The organism is Nonomuraea zeae (assembly GCF_005889725.1).
Lineage (GTDB): Bacteria > Actinomycetota > Actinomycetes > Streptosporangiales > Streptosporangiaceae > Nonomuraea > Nonomuraea zeae.
Map to the genome: position 1 here is coordinate 1 of NZ_VCKX01000249.1, position 18,272 is coordinate 18,272.

Consider the following 18,272-nt stretch of genomic DNA (forward strand, 5'->3'; position numbering starts at 1 on the left):
CAGGGGTGCGGGTGAGCTGGTGGAGGGCGGTGGCGATGAGGGACAGCAGGGACTCGGTCAGCGCGAAGGCCGTGTCACCGTACTGGGCCGTCCGCAGCAAACGCCGATGGGCCAGGTCGAGGTGCGCGTCCACGTAGAGGGTCGAGCGCGCCAGGCGGGTGCCGTCACCGGCGAGCGTGTGCCACAGCTCGGGCGACAAGGACAGCGAGGTGCACACGTCGCCGCCCGACGGATGGGCGAAACGCTCCTCCTGGCCGGGCGAGCAGAGGTAGGCCGTGGCCGGGTCGGCGACGGCGGGCCGCCCGTCGGCCATGCGCCGGAACGTGCCCTTGCGCACCAGCACCACGCGGTGGTGGGGGCCCACCTCCGCCGGCGACCAGCCGCGGTGGTCATCGACGCAGGTCACCGCGTCGATGGAGAACCCGGGGCCGGTGGCGAGGAGGTCGGAGGTACGCACCCGCCGAACGTTACGCCGGGGGTACGACAATCCGGCCGGTGCAAGGATGTTCAAGACCGGACCGCCCCGCCACCGGCACGCTGAGACGCATGACAACCACGCTTTCCTCCATAGTCATCGACTGCGCCGACCCCACCGCCCTGGCCGGCTTCTACGCCAAGGCCACCGGCTGGCAGTCCACCGGCGGCGACGCCGACTTCACCGGCCTCGAAGGCGGCCCCGTCCCGATCTCCTTCCAGCGCGTCGACGGCTACCGCGGGCCGGGCTGGCCGGCCGACGGCAAGCACCTCCACCTCGAGTTCAAGGTCCCCGACATCGAGGCCGCCAAGAAGGAGCTGACCGCGCTCGGCGCCACCGTGCCCGACTTCCAGCCGGGCGGCGGCGACTGGACCGTGCTGCTCGACCCGGAGGGCCACCCCTTCTGCCTCATGGCCGAATAAGCCCCTCATGGCCGAATAGGCCGTGGGCCGGCCGTCAGGTCGCCAGGAGCTTCGCGAAGAACGTCCTGATGTCGTCCACCAGCAACGACGGCGCCTGGAGGGCGGCATAGTGGCCGCCGCGCGCGAACTCCGACCAGTGCACGACATGATGCGCCCGCGAGGCGTACCGCCGCACCGTGCTGTCCCCGGGGAAGACGGCCACGCCCGTGGGCGTCGTCCCCGGGGACTCGGGCGGCTCCCAGTCGGCCGAGCTCTCCCGGTAGATGCGGGCCGACGAGCCGGCCGTCCTGGTCAGCCAGTAGAGGGCCACGTTGGTGAGCAGGTCGTCCGGCGGCACCCCGCCGACGTCCTGGCCCCACGAGGCGTACGCGTCCAGCGTCCAGGCCAGCAGCCCGGCCGGAGAGTCGGTCAGGGCGTAGGCGAGGGTCTGCGGCCTGGTGCCCTGGATGGCGGCGTACCCGGAGAACTCCCGGCGCCAGCGCTCCACGCCGTGCGCCCGCGCGACCTCCGCCTCCGTCAGCCCCGCCATGTCGTCGGTCACGAACGCGGTGAGCGCGTTCACGTGCACGCCCACCACCCGGTCGGGGACCAGCCGGGCGACCGCGGGGGAGACCAGGGCGCCGAGGTCTCCGCCCTGCACGCCGTACCGGGCGTAGCCGAGCCGGTCCATCAGCTCCGCCCACGCGGCGGCGACCCGCCGCACGCCCCAGCCCGGCTCCGTGGCCGGGCCCGAGAACGCGAAGCCGGGGACGGACGGGATGACCAGGTGGAAATCGCCGCTGAGCGGCCCGGCGACCCGCGAGAAGTCCGCGAAGGAGCTCGGCCACCCGTGCGTCAGCAGCAACGGCAGCGCGTCCGCCCTGGGCGAGCGCACGTGCGCGAAGTGCACCCGCTGGCCGTCGATCTCGGTCGTGTACTGCGGCAGCGCGTTCAGCCTGGCCTCGTGCGCGCGCCAGGAAAAGCCCCCGCACCAGTACGCCACCAGCTCCCGCACCGCCTCCGGCGGCACCCCGTACGACCAGCCGACCCCGTCGAGGGCGTCGGGCCAGCGGGTACGCGCCAGCCGGTCGTCCAGGTCGTCGAGCAGGTTTTGTGCGATGTCGATGACGAATTCGTCCATGTGGAGCACGCTAGGAGCCGATGCGGCCAGAATCAGGCCACAATGGCGGGATGCTGGACACCTCGGCGAGACTCCTGCGCCTGCTGTCGCTGTTGCAGACCAGGCGCGACTGGCCCAGCGCCGACCTGGCGGAGCGGCTCGGCGTCGCGCCGAGGACGGTGCGCCGCGACATCGACCGGCTGCGCAGCCTCGGCTACCCGGTCCACAGCACGCCGGGCATCTCCGGCGGCTACCGCCTCGGCAGCGGCGCCGAGCTGCCGCCGCTGCTGCTCGACGACGACGAGGCCGTGGCGGTCGCGGTCGGCCTGCGCACCGCCGCGAACGGCACGGTGACCGGCATCGAGGAGACCTCGCTGCGCGCCCTGGCCAAGCTCGAACAGGTCCTGCCCGCCCGCCTGCGCCATCGCGTGAACACGCTGCAGACCCACACCGTGCGGATCAACCGCGACGGCCCCACCGTGGACGCCGACGTGCTGACCCGCGTCGCCGCCGCCTGCCGCGACCGCGAGCAGCTCCGCTTCGACTACACCGACCACCAGGGAGAGAGCGCGCCGCGGAAGGCCGAGCCGCACAGCCTGGTCACCAAGGGCAACCGCTGGTACCTCGTCGGCTGGGACGTCGAACGCGCCGCCTGGCGGACCTACCGCGCCGACCGGATCCGCCTGCGCACCCCTAACGGCCCCCGCTTCGCCCCGCGCGAGCCGCCGGAGCCCGACGTCGCCGCCTGGCTGCAGAACCGCCTGGCACACGAGATGTGGCCGGTCGAGGGCCGCTTCCTCGTGCACGCCCCGGCCGAACGGATCGCGGGCAGGACCCCGGGCGCGGTCGAGCCGGCTGGCGACGACCGGTGCGTGCTGACCCTGCGCGGCGACGACCTGCACCTCATGGCCGTCGTCGTGGCCTTCCTCGACGTGGACTTCGAAGTGCTCGAACCGGTGGAGCTCAAAGAGCGCCTCCACGTTCTCGGCCGGCGCCTGCTCTCCACTAGAATCTGATTCTGTGTCGTCGACGTCAGCGTTCTTCACGCAAAAGCAGGGCGAGCTGGTGCCCGCACCACACGCCCGTGGTCCCTGGTCCCCCGACATGCTGCACGGCCGCCTGCTCGGCGGGCTGGCCGCCCGCGCGATCGAGGCGGAGCACGCCCAGCCCGGGCTGCACTTCGCCCGGCTCACGGTCGATCTCTTCCGCAACAGCCCGATGCTGCCCGTCACGGTGGAGACGTCTCTCGTCAGGGACGGGCGCAGGATCCGCGTGGCCGACGCGACGATCTCCACCGACCAGGGCGTGATCGCGCGGGCCAGCGCGGTCCTGCTGCGGACGAGCGAGCAGCCCGCCCGCGAGCAGACGATCCTCACTCCCGCGTGGGACGTGCCGCCGCCGGACGGCCCGCCGGTGGAGACGAACGGCTGGCGCCCGCCGTTCGACCTGTGGCGGCTGACCGGATGGGGCGAGCCGGGGCCCGGGCGGGTGTGGCTGCGGGAGACGTACCCGCTGGTGGACGACGAGCCGCTGTCCCCGTTCGTACGGACCGCGCTGGCCGCCGACTTCGCCAGCCCGCTGAGCAACGCCGCCACCAGCGGCCTGCACTACATCAACGCCGACTACACGCTGACCCTGGCCAGGCTCCCCGAGGGCGAGCTCATCGGCGTCGAGTCCACCGGGCACGCCGGCGCGGGCGGTGTCGCGACCGGGCAGGTCACCCTGCACGACACCGCGGGCCCGATCGGCTTCTGCCTGGTGACGGCGGTCGCCAACGCCGCCGCCATCGGCTGACCGCCCGGCTTCCCGCAGCCGAACCGACCGCGGGACGCCGGGAGCCGGGCCGCCCGGAAGCGGCCCCTCAGGCGTGGCGCTCAGGAGCGGCCCGCCTCAGGCGGGGCGCTCGGCGCGGTCGCCCGACCAGTCCGTGTGGAAGGCGCCCTCGCGGTCCACGCGGTGATAGGTGTGCGCGCCGAAGAAGTCGCGCAGCCCCTGCACCAGCGCGGCGGGCAGGCGCTCGCGCCGCAGCCCGTCGTAGTAGGCCAGCGCCGAGGAGAAGCCCGGAGTCGGTACGCCGATCCGCACGGCCGTGGTGACCACCCGCCGCCACGCCTCCTGCGCGGCGTCCAGCGCGGCCGCGAACGTCGGGTCGGCCAGCAGCGTCGGCAGCCCCGGGTTCGCGTCGTAGGCCGAGCGGATCCGGTCGAGGAACTTGGCCCTGATGATGCACCCGCCCCGCCAGATGGTGGCCATGGCGCCCAGATCCACGTCCCAGCCGTACTCCTTCGAGGCGGCGGCCATCTGGTCGAAGCCCTGCGCGTACGCGACGATCTTGGAGGCGTAGAGGGCCTGCCGCACGTCCTCGACCAGCTCGCGCCCGCCGACCCCGCTCAGCTGCGGCCCCTCCAGCGAGGCCGCGGCGGCCCGCTGCTCCGGGTGCCCCGACAGCGCGCGGGCGAAGACCGCCTCCGCGATGCCCGTCACGGGCACGCCCAGGTCGAGCGCGCTCTGCACGGTCCAGCGGCCGGTGCCCTTCTGCTCGGCCTGGTCCACCACGATGTCCACGAACGGCTTGCCCGTCTCCGCGTCCACCTGATCGAGCACCTCGGCGGTGATCTCGATCAGGTACGAGTCCAGCTCCCCGCGGTTCCACTCCCTGAACACCTCGGCCAGCTCGGCCGGCGACGCTCCGAGTGCCTGGCGCAGCAGGTCGTAGGACTCCGCGATGAGCTGCATGTCCGAGTATTCGATGCCGTTGTGCACCATCTTCACGAAATGCCCGGCACCGTCGGGGCCCACGTGCACCGCACACGGCACCCCGTCCACCTTGGCCGAGATGTCCTGGAGGATCGGGCCGAGCGCCTCCCACGACTCCTTCGAGCCACCCGGCATGATGCTCGGGCCGTTCAGTGCGCCCTCCTCGCCGCCGGAGATGCCCGTGCCGACGAAGTGCAGGCCCCGCTCGCGCAGCGCGGCCTCGCGCCGCCTGGTGTCCTGGAAGTGGGCGTTGCCGCCGTCGACGATCATGTCGCCCGGCTCCATCAGGTCGGCGAGCTGGTCGATCACCGCGTCGGTGCCCGCCCCCGCCTTCACCATGATGATCGCCCGTCGCGGCCGCTTGAGCGAGGCCACGAACGCGGCCAGCTCCTCGGCCGGCACGAACGTCCCCTCCTGGCCGAACTCCTTGACCAGCTGCTGGGTACGGGCGTGCGAACGGTTGTGCACGGCCACCGCGTAGCCGTGCCTGGCCAGGTTGCGGGCCAGGTTGCGCCCCATGGTGGCCAGGCCGGTGACGCCGATGTCTGCCAAGTCCATTTCAGCTCCTCTGTGGGGAATACGCATGATCCAGCCCGGAGGTTCGGCGGGATATTCCTGGGTCAGTCAGTCTGCCGCACGCCGAGTTCGTCGAGCCGGCCCAGCATGTCGGCCGGATCGGCGTAGACCCTGAAGGCGCCGGCGCGTTCGAGCTCGTCCCTGCCGTACCCACCCGACAGCAGGCCGATGCCCAGCGCTCCGGCCCGGCGGGCGGCGAGCAGGTCCCAGACGCTGTCGCCCACCACCATGGCGTGGGCCGGGTCCACCTTGACCAGCGCGGCTCCGGCGAGGAACAGGTCGGGGTCCGGCTTGGCCCTGCGCACCATGTCGCGGGTGACCATCGGGGTGTCCTCCGGCAGGTCCAGCATGCCCAGCGCGAGCCTGGCCGTGCGGGCGTAACCGCTGGTCGCGATGGCCCACGGCACGCCGCGCGCGGTCAGGGCGGACAGCAGCTCCGTCGCGCCGGGCAGCGGCTTGACGGAGTGGACCTGCTCCTCGTACGCGTCGGCGTGGACGGTCTGCAACCGGTCGATCTGCTCGCGCGTCAGCTTCAGCCCGGTCTCGCGCAGCAGCGCGCTGACGAACAGCCCGCCGCTCATGCCGATGCGCCGGTGGATGCGCCACACCGACAGGTCGATCCCCATGGAGGACAACGCCTGCCGCCACGCCACGACGTGCTGGTAGACGCTGTCGATCAGGGTGCCGTCCAGGTCGAACAGAAACGCCGGGGCGGGTGCCTGCGGGAACTCGTACATGGGTCCATGACACCATGGGGCACTATGCGGATCATCATCGCGGGTGGGCACGGGCAGATCGCGCTTCGCCTGGAAGAACGCCTCGGCTCGGGCGCGGTGGGGCTGGTGCGCAACCCCGCCCACGTGGCCGACGTCGAGGCCACCGGCGCCGAGGCCGTGGTGTGCGACCTGGAGCGGGCGAGCGTGGCGGAGGTGGCCGAGCTGCTGCGCGGCGCCGACGCCGTGGTCTTCGCGGCCGGCGCGGGCCCCGGCAGCGGCGCGGCCCGCAAGGACACGGTCGACCGGGGCGCGTCCGTGCTGCTCGCGGAGGCGGCCGAGCGTGCGGGCGTGCGGCGCTTCGTCCAGATCTCCTCCATGGGCGTGGGCAAGCCGCCGCGGCCGGGCGGCGACGACGTCTGGGCCGCGTACATGAAGGCCAAGACCGAGGCCGAGGACGACCTGCGCGCCCGCGACCTCGACTGGACCGTGCTGCGGCCGGGACACCTGACCGACGAGCCCGGCACGGGGCTGGTGCGGCTGGCCCCGGAGGTGGCGCCCGGGTCGGTCCCGCGCGACGACGTGGCCGCCGTCATCGTCGCGCTGCTGGCCAACCCGGGCACGGTCGGGCAGACGCTCGAACTCGTCTCCGGCGACACCCCCATCGCGGCCCTGGCTGCGACAGAGTGAACATGTGACGGAATATCGCGTACTCGGACGTACCGGTCTCAAAGTCAGCCCCCTCTGCCTCGGCGCGATGATGTTCGGCTGGTGGGGCGAATCAGACCCGGAGGAGTCGGCCCGGATCATCGACCGGGCGCTCGATTCGGGCGTCAACTTCATCGACACCGCCGACGTCTACTCGCAGGGACAGTCGGAGGAGTTCGTCGGCCAGGCGCTGGCCAAGTCGGGCAAGCGCGATGAGGTCGTGCTGGCCACCAAGTGCCACGGCGTCATGGGCGAGGGCCCCAACCAGCGCGGCAACTCCCGGCGCTGGATCTTCCAGGCCGTCGAGAACAGCCTGCGCCGGCTCGGCACCGACTGGATCGACCTCTACCAGATCCACCGGCCCGACCCGGCCACCGACATCGAGGAGACCCTCGGCGCCCTCACCGACCTCGTACGGCAGGGCAAGGTCCGCTACATCGGCAGCTCCACCTTTCCCGCGCACCGCATGGTCGAGGCGCAGTGGGCCTCGGACCGGCGCTCGCTGGAGCGCTTCGTCTGCGAGCAGCCCCCGTACTCGCCGCTCGTGCGCGGCATCGAGGCCGACGTGCTGCCCACCGCCGAGAAGTACGGCATGGGCGTCATCGTCTGGAGCCCGCTGGCCGGCGGCTGGCTGACCGGCCGCTACCGCAAGGGCCAGGAGCAGCCGGAGACCCGCAGGTCCGCCCTGCTGCCGCAGCGCTACGACCTGTCGCTCGAGGGCAACCAGCGCAAGCTGGAGGCGGTCGAGCAGCTCGCGCTGCTGGCCGAGGAGGCCGGGATCACGCTGATCGAGCTGTCGCTGGCGTTCACGATCAGGCACCCGGCGGTGACCTCGGCCATCATCGGGCCGCGCACCATGGAGCACCTGGAGAGCCAGCTCAGCGCCGGGGAGGTGCGCCTGACCGACGACCTGCTCGACCGGATCGACGAGATCGTCGCGCCCGGCGTCACGCTGAATTCGGCCGACGCGGGCTGGCAGCCGCCCGAGCTGGCCGACGCGAGCCTGCGCCGGCGTCCCTGACGGGATGCTTTGCCGATTGCTGGCTATGAAATGTGGCATGCGCGGCTAGATGTCCCCTGAGCGTTAGGGGGACGTTTCGATGTCGGATATGCCGTTCAGGTCGTTCTTTGGTGGGGACCCGTTCAGAGGGTTCGAGGAGCTCACCGGCCGGGTGTTCGGCGGCATGGAGGGCTGGCCGCCGTCCCGGCCCGGGGTGCAGCGGGTGGACGTGGGGCGCCTGCTCAGCGACTCGGCCAGGGAGGTGCTGAGCCGGGCCATGGAGGCGGCCGGCCGGCGGGGCGCGCAGGACCTGGATGTGATCGACATCCTCAGCGCGCTGACCGGCGACGACGCCGTCCAGTCCCTGCTGCGCGCCGCGGGCGTGGACCCCGGCCGGCTGCGCGACCGCATCGGCGAGCAGGCCGGCCGGGGCGAGGCAGGCGAGCCGCCGGACACGCTCTCCCCGGCGGCCAAGCGGGCCGTCCTGGACGCCCAGCGGATCTCCCGGGCGATGCAGTCGTCGTACATCGGGCCCGAGCACCTGCTGCTGGCGATCGCCGCCAACCGCGACTCCGGCGCCGCCCGCATCCTGCGCGAGCAGGGCGCCTCGGCCGACGAGCTGCAGCAGGCCCTCATGTCCGGCGCGGCGCGGGCGGGCGACGGCCGTACCGGCTCGGGCGACGGCCGTACCCGCTCGGGGGACACGCCCTCCCTCGACGAGTACGGCCGCGACATGACGGAGGAGGCCCGCCAGGGCAAGATCGACCCCGTCGTCGGCCGCGAGGACGAGATCGAGCAGTGCATCGAGGTGCTCTCCCGCCGCACCAAGAACAACCCGTGCCTCATCGGCGAGCCAGGCGTCGGCAAGACCGCGATCGTCGAGGGCATCGCCCAGCGCATCGTGAACGGCAGCGTGCCCGACACGCTCAAGGACCGGCGCGTGATCGCCCTCGACCTGACCGGGATGGTGGCCGGGTCGAAGTACCGCGGCGAGTTCGAGGAGCGCATCAAGAAGGTCATCGACGAGGTGCGCGCGCACGCCGACGAGACCATCGTCTTCATCGACGAGGTCCACACCCTGGTCGGCGCGGGCTCGGCCGAGGGCGGCATGGACGCCGCCAACATACTCAAGCCCGCCCTGGCCCGCGGCGAGCTGCACGTCATCGCCGCCACCACGATCGACGAGTACCGCAAGAACATCGAGAAGGACGCCGCGCTCGAACGCCGCTTCCAGCCGATCCTGGTCGCCGAGCCCTCGGTCGAGGAGACGGTCGAGATCCTGCGCGGGCTCCGGGACGCGTACGAGGCCCACCACCAGGTCCGCATCACCGACGAGGCCCTGGACGCGGCCGCGAACCTGTCGGACCGCTACATCGCCGACCGGTTCCTGCCCGACAAGGCCATCGACCTGATGGACCAGGCGTCCGCCCGGGTGCGCCTGCGCTCCGCCACCCCCGGCGCCGACGTGCGCGAGCTGGAGGAGCGGCTCGACGCGCTGCGCAGGGAGAAGGACCAGGCCGTCTCCGCCGAGGACTACGACCGCGCCAAGGACCTGACCACGCAGATCGACAAGATGCGGCCGGAGGTGCAGCGCGCCCGGCAGGTCCAGGACACCGTGCCCCAGGTCATGGTCGAGGACATCGCCCAGATCGTCTCCCGCCGCACCGGCATCCCCGTCACGCAGCTCACCCAGCAGGAGCGCGAGCGTCTCATGCGCCTCGAAGAGCACCTGCACGAGCGCGTGATCGGCCAGGACGAGGCCGTGGTCGCCATCGCCGAGGCGGTACGCAGGGCCAGGGCGGGCCTGTCCGACCCCCACCGCCCGATCGGCAGCTTCCTGTTCCTCGGCCCGACGGGTGTCGGCAAGACGGAGCTGGCCAGGGCCCTGGCCGCCGCGCTGTTCGGCGGCGAGGACCACATGGTGCGCATCGACATGAGCGAGTTCCAGGAGCGGCACACGGTCTCGCGCCTCATCGGCGCCCCGCCCGGATATGTCGGGTACGAGGAGGCCGGCCAGCTCACCGAGGCCGTACGCCGCCGCCCGCACGGCGTCATCCTCCTGGACGAGATCGAGAAGGCCCACCCCGACGTCATGAACATCCTGCTGCAGATGCTCGACGACGGCCGGCTCACCGACGGCCAGGGCCGCACGGTCGACTTCACCAACGCGATCGTCATCATGACCAGCAACATCGGCGCCCAGCTCATCCTGGAGTCCGAGGGGGACAGCCAGGAGATGGAGGACCGGCTCATGGACCTGCTGCGCCACTCGCTGCGGCCCGAGCTGCTCAACCGCATCGACGAGACGATCATCTTCAAACGGCTGGAGCGCGAGCAGCTGCGCCAGATCGTGGACCTGCTGCTGGAGCGCACCCGCCAGCGGCTGCGCGGCCAGGGCGTCTCGCTGGAGGTCACGGACGGGGCCAAGGACTGGCTGGTGGCGCGCGGCTACCAGCCCGAGTTCGGGGCCCGGCCGCTGCGCAGGACCGTGCAGCGGGAGGTGGACAACCGGCTGTCCACGATGCTGCTGACCGGCGAGGTCACCGAGGGCGGCAAGGTCGAGATCGACGTCGAGGGCGACCGGCTCGCGCTCAGGGCCCGCAATCCGGAGCCGGCCACCTGATCCGATTCCGAACCTGCCGACATGCCTCCGCGTCCGGCCGTCCCCCTCTACCCTGAGGGCGGCTGCCAACAGGCGGGGAGGCGATCGTGGGAAAGACGCCGCCGGGCACGGGCCCGCTGTCGCCCGACTACAGCGGGCTCGACCCCGAGCTGATGGACCCGTTCATCACCACCTTCAAGACCGGCGCGGACCGGATCGGCCAGGAGTCCGAGGCGCTGCGCCGGCTCCTGGAGCGGGCCCGCCTGCCCGCCACCGGCCTGCAGCCGCTGGCCGCCACCCTGCTGTGGCTGGACCACCAGCTTCCCGACCTGCGCCGGCGCAGCCAGGCCGCAAGAGCGGCGAACGCGCTGGCACCCTGGCGGACCGGGCTGCTCCCGTTCGACGAGTCCCGGCTGCTGCCCGCCGGCGAGGCCAGGCGGCAGGGCGCGGCGCTCGCCGACAGGTTCAAGGCCGCTCCGTCGAGCTTCGGCGTCGCGGGGAACAAGCCGTACGACGGCGAGCTGGCCGCGCTCATGGCCGAGCTGGACGCCCACCGCGACGACCCCGAGTTCACCGCCGCCTTCTTCGCCCGCCTCGGCGCCGACGGGACGCGCCGCATCGTGGGCAAGCTCAAGATGGGGATGCGCGACTACGACGCGGCGATCGACGTGGTCAGCAGGGCGTTCGGCACGGCGGTCCGCGCGGGGGACATCGTCACCCGCTCCCGGGACACGCGGGCGGCGGTGCTCACCGGCACGGACGTGCCGGGCTTCGCGAAGGTCAAGAGGGAGCTCGCGCAGGAGACCGGCCACGTGGGCGACGAGTCGCTCGGCTACCTGCTCAGGGCCGGTGACTTCCCGCCCGCCTGGCTCGCCGGGGTGGTGAAGAGGCACGCGCTGGGCAACAACCCGGCCGCCGCCCGGCTGGCGATCTCGGCGGCTACCGAGGGCGGTGTCCCGCTGTCCCGGCTCCTGCGCGATCTGCACTGGCGGACCAGGACCTCCTTGACCTCGGGCGAGCACGCGCCGGACGCGGCGAACGCGTTCGGGCGGATGCTGGCCGCCGCCGCGGGCGCCTACGACGAGAAGGACGGCGCCCACTCGCCGGAGGCGGCCAAGTTCGCCTTCGACCTGATGCGGGCGCTGCCGGACCTGGAGGATCCGAAGCTGCCGGCCGACATGCGGCTGCAGGAGCCCACCAGGGTGCATCTGGCGGAGATCGCCGGCGCCTACGCGACGGAGATCACCGAAGGGGCGAACCTCGGCGACTCCGACCGCACGCAGGCCAGCCAGTTCGGTCCCGTCACGTCGAACGTGGCGGGGTCGGAGCCGTCCTTCCGGCTGTCGCCCGAGGACACGTACGCGTTCGTCAAGCTGTTCGCGAACACCCCGGAGAACCTCAAACCGTTCGCCGCCGGCATGGGCGCCCTGTCCGACCGTCTCGTGCGGGTGGCCGCACAGGCCGACGGCGGCCGGGGCATCGAGCACCTGCAGCGGGCCATGGCGGCGCTGGGCTACGCGGCCGGCATGCAGTTCGCGGCCGAGCGGTCGGTGCAGGGCAAGCTCGACCAGCAGGACAAGGAGTTCAGGGAGGGGCAGCTGGCCTACCTCGGGTTCCTCGTCAACGCGGCGGGGATCGCCGTGCCGCTGGAGGGGCAGGCGATGTGGCTGGTGCTGAGCGCGATGGCCAGCGAGGGGCTGGACTCGCTGACCGAGGTCGGCGAGACCCGGCTGGACGCGCTCGACGACCGGAGCAGGCTGGCCACGCTGGCCAAGGAGCGGTGGCTGGCGGACATGCTGATGGCCAACGGGTTCAAGCCCAAGGTGTCGGCGGCGGACGAGCGGTTCAACAACCCGCCGATCACCGATGAGAACGGGCGGCTGCTGCCTTTCGAGAAGCTCGTCCAGGACAAACCGGCGTTGCGCAACCTCAACGACTGGCTGATCGCCAACGGCTCGGGCGGCACCGACTGGTCCAGGCTGGGTGAGGCGGTCGGGGCGCTGGATGTCATCTTCCGCGGGGCGCGCGACAAGGCCATGAGCGCGGAGCGGTCAGGGTTCGACTGACCGCTATTTCGCTGGAAGGCACTCCGTTTCGCCTTTCACCAGCATCTGGCCACGGGCGGGCGAAGAGAGCACGATGCGCAGATGGAGGTCCTTGTTGACGGCCTCCTGCGATGTGTCGCTGGCATTCCTGGCCGTAAGGTCGTATTCGGCCACCGTGTCCAGGGCGCCGATCAAGGAAAGCGTCAGGATGTCCGAGTCGGGGGAGCCGATGCTCTCCTTTCCCGTGGCGGCATAGGTGCGTTTGACCTTGCCGTCGCCGCACGGGATGTCTTTGCCGCCCGCGTCCGTGACCTCGACGTCCTTGGCCTGCGCCTTCGTGAGCGTGCGGGTGATGTGATCCTTGAGCGTCTCACCGGCCTGCGCGGCGGTCGGGACCTCGGGAGCGGTCGAGGCCACGCACCCGGTCAGCGTGAAAAGCACGGTTAAGGACACCGCATATCCGCGCCAGGCCGGAACTGCCATCAATTTTCCTCCGAAAATACCTCAGAATCGTGACAAGTCTCGTAATGTCCGGACCGCTGGGCAAGCTGTTCCACGAATTCTCCTAGGAATGACGATGGCTCCCGTACCGAATCCGCGTCATGAGGAATTACAGCAGGCCGTCACCGAGGCCAGATCGCACCTGGACCGGCTGGAGACGGCGCTCGACCCCGCCTACCAGCAGTTCACCGGCCAGGCCATCTGGGTCGGGCGCACCGCCCAGGGCTTCGCCAGGGAGCTCACGGGGCACCGCGCCCGCGTGAAGGCGGTGGCGAGGGACGTCCTCGACACCTTGGAGGCCGAGCTGCGCGGCACGCCGCGTGAGGTGTCGCCCGGCGAGGCCAGGAACTCCTGACCTTCCTCGTCCCGCACCGGCGAGGGCTGGGACGGTGCACTCCGGCGCGTGCGTATGCTCCCCGCATGAGCCAAGGCACCACCCCTGACATGGCGAAATGGGTCACTCTTCGCGAGTTGCTCGCCTTCGACGAAGGCGGCATCCTGCGGCTGCTGCTCGCGCCCGCCGGGCAGGACGTGCGGTTCGAAGGGATGATCATCGGGGACGAGGGGCCCGCGCGCTCCTACGCGGGCCGGGTCGTGCTGGCGGCGGGGCCGTTCCCGGCCACGGAGGCCGCCACCGCCTGGATCCGCGAGACCGCCGGGCGGGGCGCCGCCGCGATCGTCGTACGGTCGGAAGCCGGCCTGCCCCCCGACGCGCTCGCCACCGCCGAGCAGGTCGGCGTCGCGCTGCTCGCCCGCGCCGAGTGGGCCGACTGGGACGACGTCGCGACGCTGCTGCGCTCGGCCGCCGCCTACGCCGAGGCCGGGCGCGGAGACCGCATGGCCGACGCCACCGAGGGCGGCGGGCTGGCCGCGCTCGCCTCGGTGGTGGCCGAGTTTACCGGCGGTTCGATCACCATCGAGGACACCCAGTTCAGGGTGCTGGCACACTCCGCCACCGGGCCCGAGGCCGACGAGCTGCGCCGCTCCACCATCCTCGGGGGCCGGGTGCCCGACTGGCGGGTCGAGGAGCTGCGGCGCAGCGGCCTGCTGCGTACCCTGTGGTCCTCCGACGAGGTGATCCACCGGCCCGCCGACGATGACACCCCGGAGCGGCTGATCATCGCCATCCGGAGCGGCCGGGAGATGCTCGGCTCCATCTGGGCGGCGGCCGACGGCGGCAGCGGCCTGACCGCCAACGCGGCGAGCGCGCTGAGCCGCGCGGCCGAGGTGGCGGTGCCGTACCTGGTGCAGCACCGGCTGCGGGAGAGCGGCGCGCGCCGGCGTGCGGAGCACGCGCTGCGGGGCCTGCTCGGCGGGCAGGGCGACATGAGCACGCACGCCTGGTCGCTCGGCCTGAGCCCGGACCTGAGGTGCGCCGTCGTGGTCGCCGAGCACGACGGCACCCCGGCCGAGCGCACCCTGGGCCTGCTCGCGCTGCAGGCCGCCTCCTACCGCGCCGGCGTACAGGTCCTGCGGGAGGGCGGCCGGATCGCGGCGCTGCTGCCCGTGGGCAGGGGCGACGAGCGGGACGCTCTCGGGCTGGCCCGCGAGCTCGACGTGCTGGCCGCGTCGATGCCGGGCGCGGGACCCGTCTGGGTGGGCGCCGGCCGGGTCGTCGCCTCCCCGCTGCTGGCCGCCGACTCGTGCGAGGAGGCCGGGCTGGCCGTGCGGGTCCTGCGCGAGCGCGCGGCCGGCGGCGGGGAGCCTCGGCGGCACGCGCTGGCCGCCGATCTCGGGCCCGCTCTGGACGTCCAGCGGGTGCTCGACGCGGTCCGCCCGGTGTGGGAGAGGGGCAGCGGGCCGGTGTACGACCTCGTACGGACCGATCTTGAAGCGGGGGGCGAGCTGGTCCGGTCGATCTCGGCCTACCTCGACGCGTCCGGGGACGTGGCCAGGGCCGCCGGCCGTCTCGTCCTGCACCCGAACACCCTGCGCTACCGGCTGCGCCGGGCCCGCGAGCGGTTCGGCGTGGACCTCGACGATCCGGACACGCGGCTCATGATCACTCTGGCGGTGCGCCTGGTCGGCCGGGGCTGAGGCTCGCCCTCTTTGGCTGGTCGGCCAAAGAGAACGGAGGGCTTTGGCCTGGAGGATAAAGACCTGGCGGGGTGTGATGCCCGAATCTCGTCATGGTCCCTTTCCGAAAATGCCGCTGTCTGTATTTATGCTGATATGTGGCGCTATGTCCTCCCCCGGAGTCTTGAACGTGATCCAGCGCACTGCCACGCTTTCGCCCGACCCCACCGAAGCACCCCTGCCCCCCGCCGACCGCGCGGTCGCGCAGGTGACGGACCTGGTGGCCGACCGGGTGGCGGATCGTACGGCCGACGGTGTGGCTGACCGGGTGGCGGATCGGGTCGCCGGGGTGCTCCGGCACGCCGTGCGCGCCGGCGTGGTCGGATCGACCGGCACCGTCGCCGGGTTCATCGACACCGCCGGGGTGCGCGACTCGGTGGCGGCCCTGCACGAGGCCTTCGCCGAGGTGCCCAGCGTGCTGCACACCTTCGCCGCCAAGGCCGCGTCCCTGACCCCGGTCCTGCGGCTGCTCGCCGACCAGGGCATGGGCTGCGAGGTCGCCAGCGCGGGCGAGCTGCGGATCGCCCTCGACGCCGGGTTCGCGCCCGCCGACATCGTCTTCGACTCCCCGGCCAAGTCCCGCGACGAGCTCGCGCAGGCGCTCGCCCTCGGCATCGCGATCAACGCGGACAACCTCGACGAGCTGCGCCGCATCGACGCCCTGCGCACCCCGGCCTGCGCCTCGGTCGTCGGGCTGCGCGTCAACCCGCAGGTCGGCACGGGTGCGATCGGCGCGATGAGCACCGCGACCGCCACCTCCAAGTTCGGCGTCGCGCTGCGCGACCCCGGCGCCCGCGCTGAGGTCGTACGCGCCTTCGCCGACCGTCCCTGGCTGACCCGCCTGCACGCGCACGTCGGCTCGCAGGGCTGCCCGCTCGACCTCATCGCGGCGGGCATCGCCGAGACGTACCGGCTGGCCGAGGAGATCAACGCCACCCTCGGCAGGCGGCAGATCACGAGCATCGACATCGGCGGCGGGCTGCCCGTCAACTTCGCCGGCGACGACGTCCGGCCCACCTTCACCGAGTACGTCTCGGCGCTGCGCTCCGCCGTCCCCGGGCTCTTCGACGGCCGGTACGCGCTCGTCACCGAGTTCGGGCGCTCCCTGCTGGCCAAGAACGGCTTCATCGCCGCCCTGGTGGAGTACACCAAGGACGCGGGCGGCCGGCGAGTGGCGATCACCCACGCGGGGGCGCAGGTCGCCACCCGTACCGTGTTCATGCCGGAGTCGTGGCCGCTGCGGGTCGGGGCGTTCGACGCGACCGGCCGGCCCAAGGACGGCCCCGTGCTGGCGCAGGACGTGGCCGGGCCGTGCTGCTTCGCCGGTGACGTGGTCGCGCACGCCAGGGAGCTGCCGGAGCTGGCCGAGGGGGACATCGTGGTCCTGTACGACACCGGCGCGTACTACTTCTCCACCCCCTGGGCGTACAACAGCCTGCCCTACCCGGCCGTGCACGGCTTCACGGTCTCGGCGGACGGCGAGGTGCGGCTGGCCCCGGTGCGGCCCGCCCAGACCCTCGACGACCTGGCAGCGGCCAGCGGGCTGGCGCACGCGGGCTCGCTCAGCGAGCTCCTCGAGAGCACGCACTGACCCACCCGGCGGCCCCGCGCGGTGCCGCCCCGCGCGCCCGCCGCTCCTGCCGGGCGCGGATCCGGCCTGTCCCCTGTACACCGTGCCGCTCGCAGTGCTGTTGTGGCTCCAGCCGAACCGGAAGATTCGAGGAGAGCCCGCACGTGACCGTCCCCCATGACGTCCTGATCACCGGCGCGACCCTGATCGACGGCACCGGAGCACCGCCACGCGTCGCCGACGTCGCCGTACGTGACGGCCGCGTCGTCCACGTCCGCGCCGGCACCGACACGGACGGGGCCGCCGGCGCGGTCACGGCGGCGCCGGACGGAGCCGCACGCTCCGCGCGGGTGATCGACGCCGATGGGCTGGTCCTCACCCCAGGATTCATCGACCTCCACTCCCACGCCGACTTCAGTGTGCTGGACGCGCCGGACGCCGAGGCGTGCCTGCGGCAGGGCGTCACCACGCTGGTCACCGGCAACTGCGGCATGTCGCCCTTCCCCGCCGCCCACGGACCGACGCCGGACCTCGCCGGGTTCGCCGCCGCGGTGGACGCGGCCCGCCCGGCCGTCAACCTCGCGCCGCTCGTCGGCCACGGCGCGCTGCGCGCCGCCGTCCTCGGCCAGGAGCGCCGTGCGGCCGGCCCCGGCGAGCTCGAACGCATGCGCGCGCTCCTCGCCGAGGCCGCCCGGCAGGGCGCGTTCGGCCTGTCCACCGGCCTGATCTACGCGCCGGGATCGTTCGCCGGCACCGCCGAGGTCGTCGCGCTGGCGAGCGAGGCGGCCGCGCACGGCCTGCTGTACGCCACCCACATGCGCGACGAGGGCGACCGCCTCATCGAAGCCGTCGAGGAGGCGCTCAACACGGCCCGCGCGTCCGGCGTGCGGCTGCAGATCTCACACCTGAAGGCGATGGGCCCGGCCAACCACGGCAAGGTCGCCGAGGCGCTCGCCCTGATCGACGCCGCGGTGGCCGAGGGACATGACGTGGCCTGCGACGTCTACCCCTACACCGCGTCGTCCACCATGCTGACCTCCCGCCTGCCGGACTGGGCACTGGACGGGGGCCCGCCGGCCCTCATGAAGCGTCTGGCGGACCCCGGCACCCGGGAGCGGATCCTCGCCGATCTGCGACCGGCCGTCGGCCGTACGTTCCTGCCGGAGGGGATCGTCATCGCCGCGCTCCCGCCCGGCCCGTACGCGGGCCGTGTCGGGGACAGCATCGCCGACATCGCCGAAGACGGCGGCGTCGAACCGGCCGCGGCCGTGCTGGACGTCCTCGCGGCCCACGACGCCCAGGTGATGATCGTCAACCACGCGATGGCCGGGCGGGACGTGGACGCCGTGCTGCGCCACCCGTCCAGCGCCGTGGCCAGCGACGGCTGGGTGCTGCGCGCTCCCGGGGACGGGCATCCGCATCCCCGCAACTTCGGCACGTTCGCCCGGGTTCTCGGCCACTACGTGCGCGAGCGCGACGTCCTGCCGCTCGCCGAGGCCGTACGCAAGATGACCTCGCTGCCCGCCGCCCGCCTGGCCCTGCGTGACCGCGGCACGGTCGCGCCCGGCCAGGTCGCGGATCTGGCGCTCTTCGACCCGGCGACGGTCACCGACCCGGCCACGTACGCCGACCCGTGGCGGTACGCGACGGGCGTGCGGCACGTGCTCGTCGGGGGCGAGCTCGCGCTGTACGACGGCGAGCCCACGGACCTCCGCCCCGGCCGCGTCC

15 protein-coding genes and 1 pseudogene are annotated in these 18,272 nt (G+C 72.8%); 11 read left to right on the forward strand and 5 right to left on the reverse strand.

Going from position 1 to position 18,272, the window contains the following annotated elements; translation table 11 throughout:
• A pseudogene (locus ETD85_RS47285) lies at nucleotides 1–457 on the reverse strand (AraC family transcriptional regulator); the annotation flags it as partial.
• An 89-nt stretch (nucleotides 458–546) separates the two neighbouring features.
• On the opposite strand from ETD85_RS47285, the gene ETD85_RS47290 reads away from it, so the two are divergent.
• Nucleotides 547–897, forward strand: a complete 351-nt coding sequence (locus tag ETD85_RS47290; RefSeq protein ID WP_138696408.1) for a VOC family protein — start codon at nucleotides 547–549, stop codon at nucleotides 895–897.
• Between the two features lie 34 nt (nucleotides 898–931).
• Here the strand turns inward: ETD85_RS47290 and ETD85_RS47295 are convergent, their stop codons facing one another.
• Nucleotides 932–2,017 (reverse strand): epoxide hydrolase family protein, encoded by a 1,086-nt coding sequence (locus ETD85_RS47295; RefSeq protein ID WP_138696409.1) that lies wholly within the window; start codon nucleotides 2,015–2,017, stop codon nucleotides 932–934.
• Nucleotides 2,018–2,067: 50 nt separating this feature from the next.
• On the opposite strand from ETD85_RS47295, the gene ETD85_RS47300 reads away from it, so the two are divergent.
• Nucleotides 2,068–3,012: a helix-turn-helix transcriptional regulator gene (locus ETD85_RS47300; RefSeq protein ID WP_138696410.1), complete on the forward strand. Its 945-nt coding sequence runs from the start codon at nucleotides 2,068–2,070 to the stop codon at nucleotides 3,010–3,012.
• 4 nt (nucleotides 3,013–3,016) lie between these two features.
• Nucleotides 3,017–3,790 (forward strand): acyl-CoA thioesterase domain-containing protein, encoded by a 774-nt coding sequence (locus ETD85_RS47305; RefSeq protein ID WP_138696411.1) that lies wholly within the window; start codon nucleotides 3,017–3,019, stop codon nucleotides 3,788–3,790.
• A 96-nt stretch (nucleotides 3,791–3,886) separates the two neighbouring features.
• Here the strand turns inward: ETD85_RS47305 and gndA are convergent, their stop codons facing one another.
• Both gndA and ETD85_RS47315 read right to left on the reverse strand, forming a co-directional pair.
• Nucleotides 3,887–5,311, reverse strand: a complete 1,425-nt coding sequence (gene gndA / locus ETD85_RS47310; RefSeq protein WP_138696412.1) for an NADP-dependent phosphogluconate dehydrogenase — start codon at nucleotides 5,309–5,311, stop codon at nucleotides 3,887–3,889.
• A 62-nt stretch (nucleotides 5,312–5,373) separates the two neighbouring features.
• Nucleotides 5,374–6,066, reverse strand: coding sequence for an HAD family hydrolase (locus tag ETD85_RS47315; RefSeq protein WP_138696413.1), 693 nt, complete (start codon nucleotides 6,064–6,066; stop codon nucleotides 5,374–5,376).
• A 24-nt stretch (nucleotides 6,067–6,090) separates the two neighbouring features.
• Here ETD85_RS47315 and ETD85_RS47320 point away from each other — a divergent pair, with 24 nt between their 5' ends.
• From ETD85_RS47320 to ETD85_RS47335, 4 genes are all read left to right on the forward strand, one after another.
• Nucleotides 6,091–6,732, forward strand: coding sequence for an SDR family oxidoreductase (locus ETD85_RS47320; protein WP_138696414.1), 642 nt, complete (start codon nucleotides 6,091–6,093; stop codon nucleotides 6,730–6,732).
• Nucleotides 6,733–6,736: 4 nt separating this feature from the next.
• Complete coding sequence (locus ETD85_RS47325) at nucleotides 6,737–7,771, forward strand: aldo/keto reductase (protein ID WP_138696415.1); 1,035 nt, start codon at nucleotides 6,737–6,739, stop codon at nucleotides 7,769–7,771.
• Nucleotides 7,772–7,850: 79 nt separating this feature from the next.
• The gene (locus ETD85_RS47330; RefSeq protein WP_138696416.1) at nucleotides 7,851–10,373 is read left to right on the forward strand and encodes an ATP-dependent Clp protease ATP-binding subunit; all 2,523 of its coding nucleotides are present in this window, start codon (nucleotides 7,851–7,853) and stop codon (nucleotides 10,371–10,373) included.
• An 86-nt stretch (nucleotides 10,374–10,459) separates the two neighbouring features.
• A complete protein-coding gene (locus tag ETD85_RS47335) occupies nucleotides 10,460–12,418 on the forward strand; it encodes a hypothetical protein (RefSeq protein WP_138696417.1) in 1,959 nt (652 codons plus the stop codon).
• Between the two features lie 3 nt (nucleotides 12,419–12,421).
• On the opposite strand, the gene ETD85_RS47340 is transcribed toward ETD85_RS47335, so the two are convergent.
• A complete protein-coding gene (locus tag ETD85_RS47340; protein WP_138696418.1) occupies nucleotides 12,422–12,880 on the reverse strand; it encodes a hypothetical protein in 459 nt (152 codons plus the stop codon).
• Nucleotides 12,881–12,974: 94 nt separating this feature from the next.
• Between ETD85_RS47340 and ETD85_RS47345 the strand changes: the two genes are divergently transcribed.
• From ETD85_RS47345 to ETD85_RS47360, 4 genes are all read left to right on the forward strand, one after another.
• Entirely contained in the window at nucleotides 12,975–13,253 is a 279-nt protein-coding gene (locus ETD85_RS47345; protein ID WP_138696419.1) for a hypothetical protein, read from the forward strand.
• Nucleotides 13,254–13,318: 65 nt separating this feature from the next.
• Nucleotides 13,319–14,935, forward strand: coding sequence for a PucR family transcriptional regulator (locus ETD85_RS47350; RefSeq protein ID WP_138696420.1), 1,617 nt, complete (start codon nucleotides 13,319–13,321; stop codon nucleotides 14,933–14,935).
• Between the two features lie 169 nt (nucleotides 14,936–15,104).
• Nucleotides 15,105–16,565: a type III PLP-dependent enzyme domain-containing protein gene (locus tag ETD85_RS47355; protein WP_240779893.1), complete on the forward strand. Its 1,461-nt coding sequence runs from the start codon at nucleotides 15,105–15,107 to the stop codon at nucleotides 16,563–16,565.
• A gap of 143 nt (nucleotides 16,566–16,708) precedes the next feature.
• On the forward strand, nucleotides 16,709–18,272 hold a 1,564-nt coding region (locus ETD85_RS47360; protein WP_138696421.1), incomplete at its 3' end, for an N-acyl-D-amino-acid deacylase family protein.

Bases quoted from the DNA above. Each gene is read 5' to 3' on its own strand.
- ETD85_RS47340 (WP_138696418.1), bottom strand. From the start codon at position 12,880: ATGGCAGTTCCGGCCTGGCGCGGATATGCGGTGTCCTTAACCGTGCTT.
- ETD85_RS47330 (WP_138696416.1), top strand. From the start codon at position 7,851: ATGTCGGATATGCCGTTCAGGTCGTTCTTTGGTGGGGACCCGTTCAGA.
- ETD85_RS47290 (WP_138696408.1), top strand. From the start codon at position 547: ATGACAACCACGCTTTCCTCCATAGTCATCGACTGCGCCGACCCCACC.
- gndA (WP_138696412.1), bottom strand. From the start codon at position 5,311: ATGGACTTGGCAGACATCGGCGTCACCGGCCTGGCCACCATGGGGCGC.
- ETD85_RS47320 (WP_138696414.1), top strand. From the start codon at position 6,091: ATGCGGATCATCATCGCGGGTGGGCACGGGCAGATCGCGCTTCGCCTG.
- ETD85_RS47315 (WP_138696413.1), bottom strand. From the start codon at position 6,066: ATGTACGAGTTCCCGCAGGCACCCGCCCCGGCGTTTCTGTTCGACCTG.
- ETD85_RS47295 (WP_138696409.1), bottom strand. From the start codon at position 2,017: ATGGACGAATTCGTCATCGACATCGCACAAAACCTGCTCGACGACCTG.
- ETD85_RS47350 (WP_138696420.1), top strand. From the start codon at position 13,319: ATGAGCCAAGGCACCACCCCTGACATGGCGAAATGGGTCACTCTTCGC.
- ETD85_RS47345 (WP_138696419.1), top strand. From the start codon at position 12,975: ATGGCTCCCGTACCGAATCCGCGTCATGAGGAATTACAGCAGGCCGTC.
- ETD85_RS47300 (WP_138696410.1), top strand. From the start codon at position 2,068: ATGCTGGACACCTCGGCGAGACTCCTGCGCCTGCTGTCGCTGTTGCAG.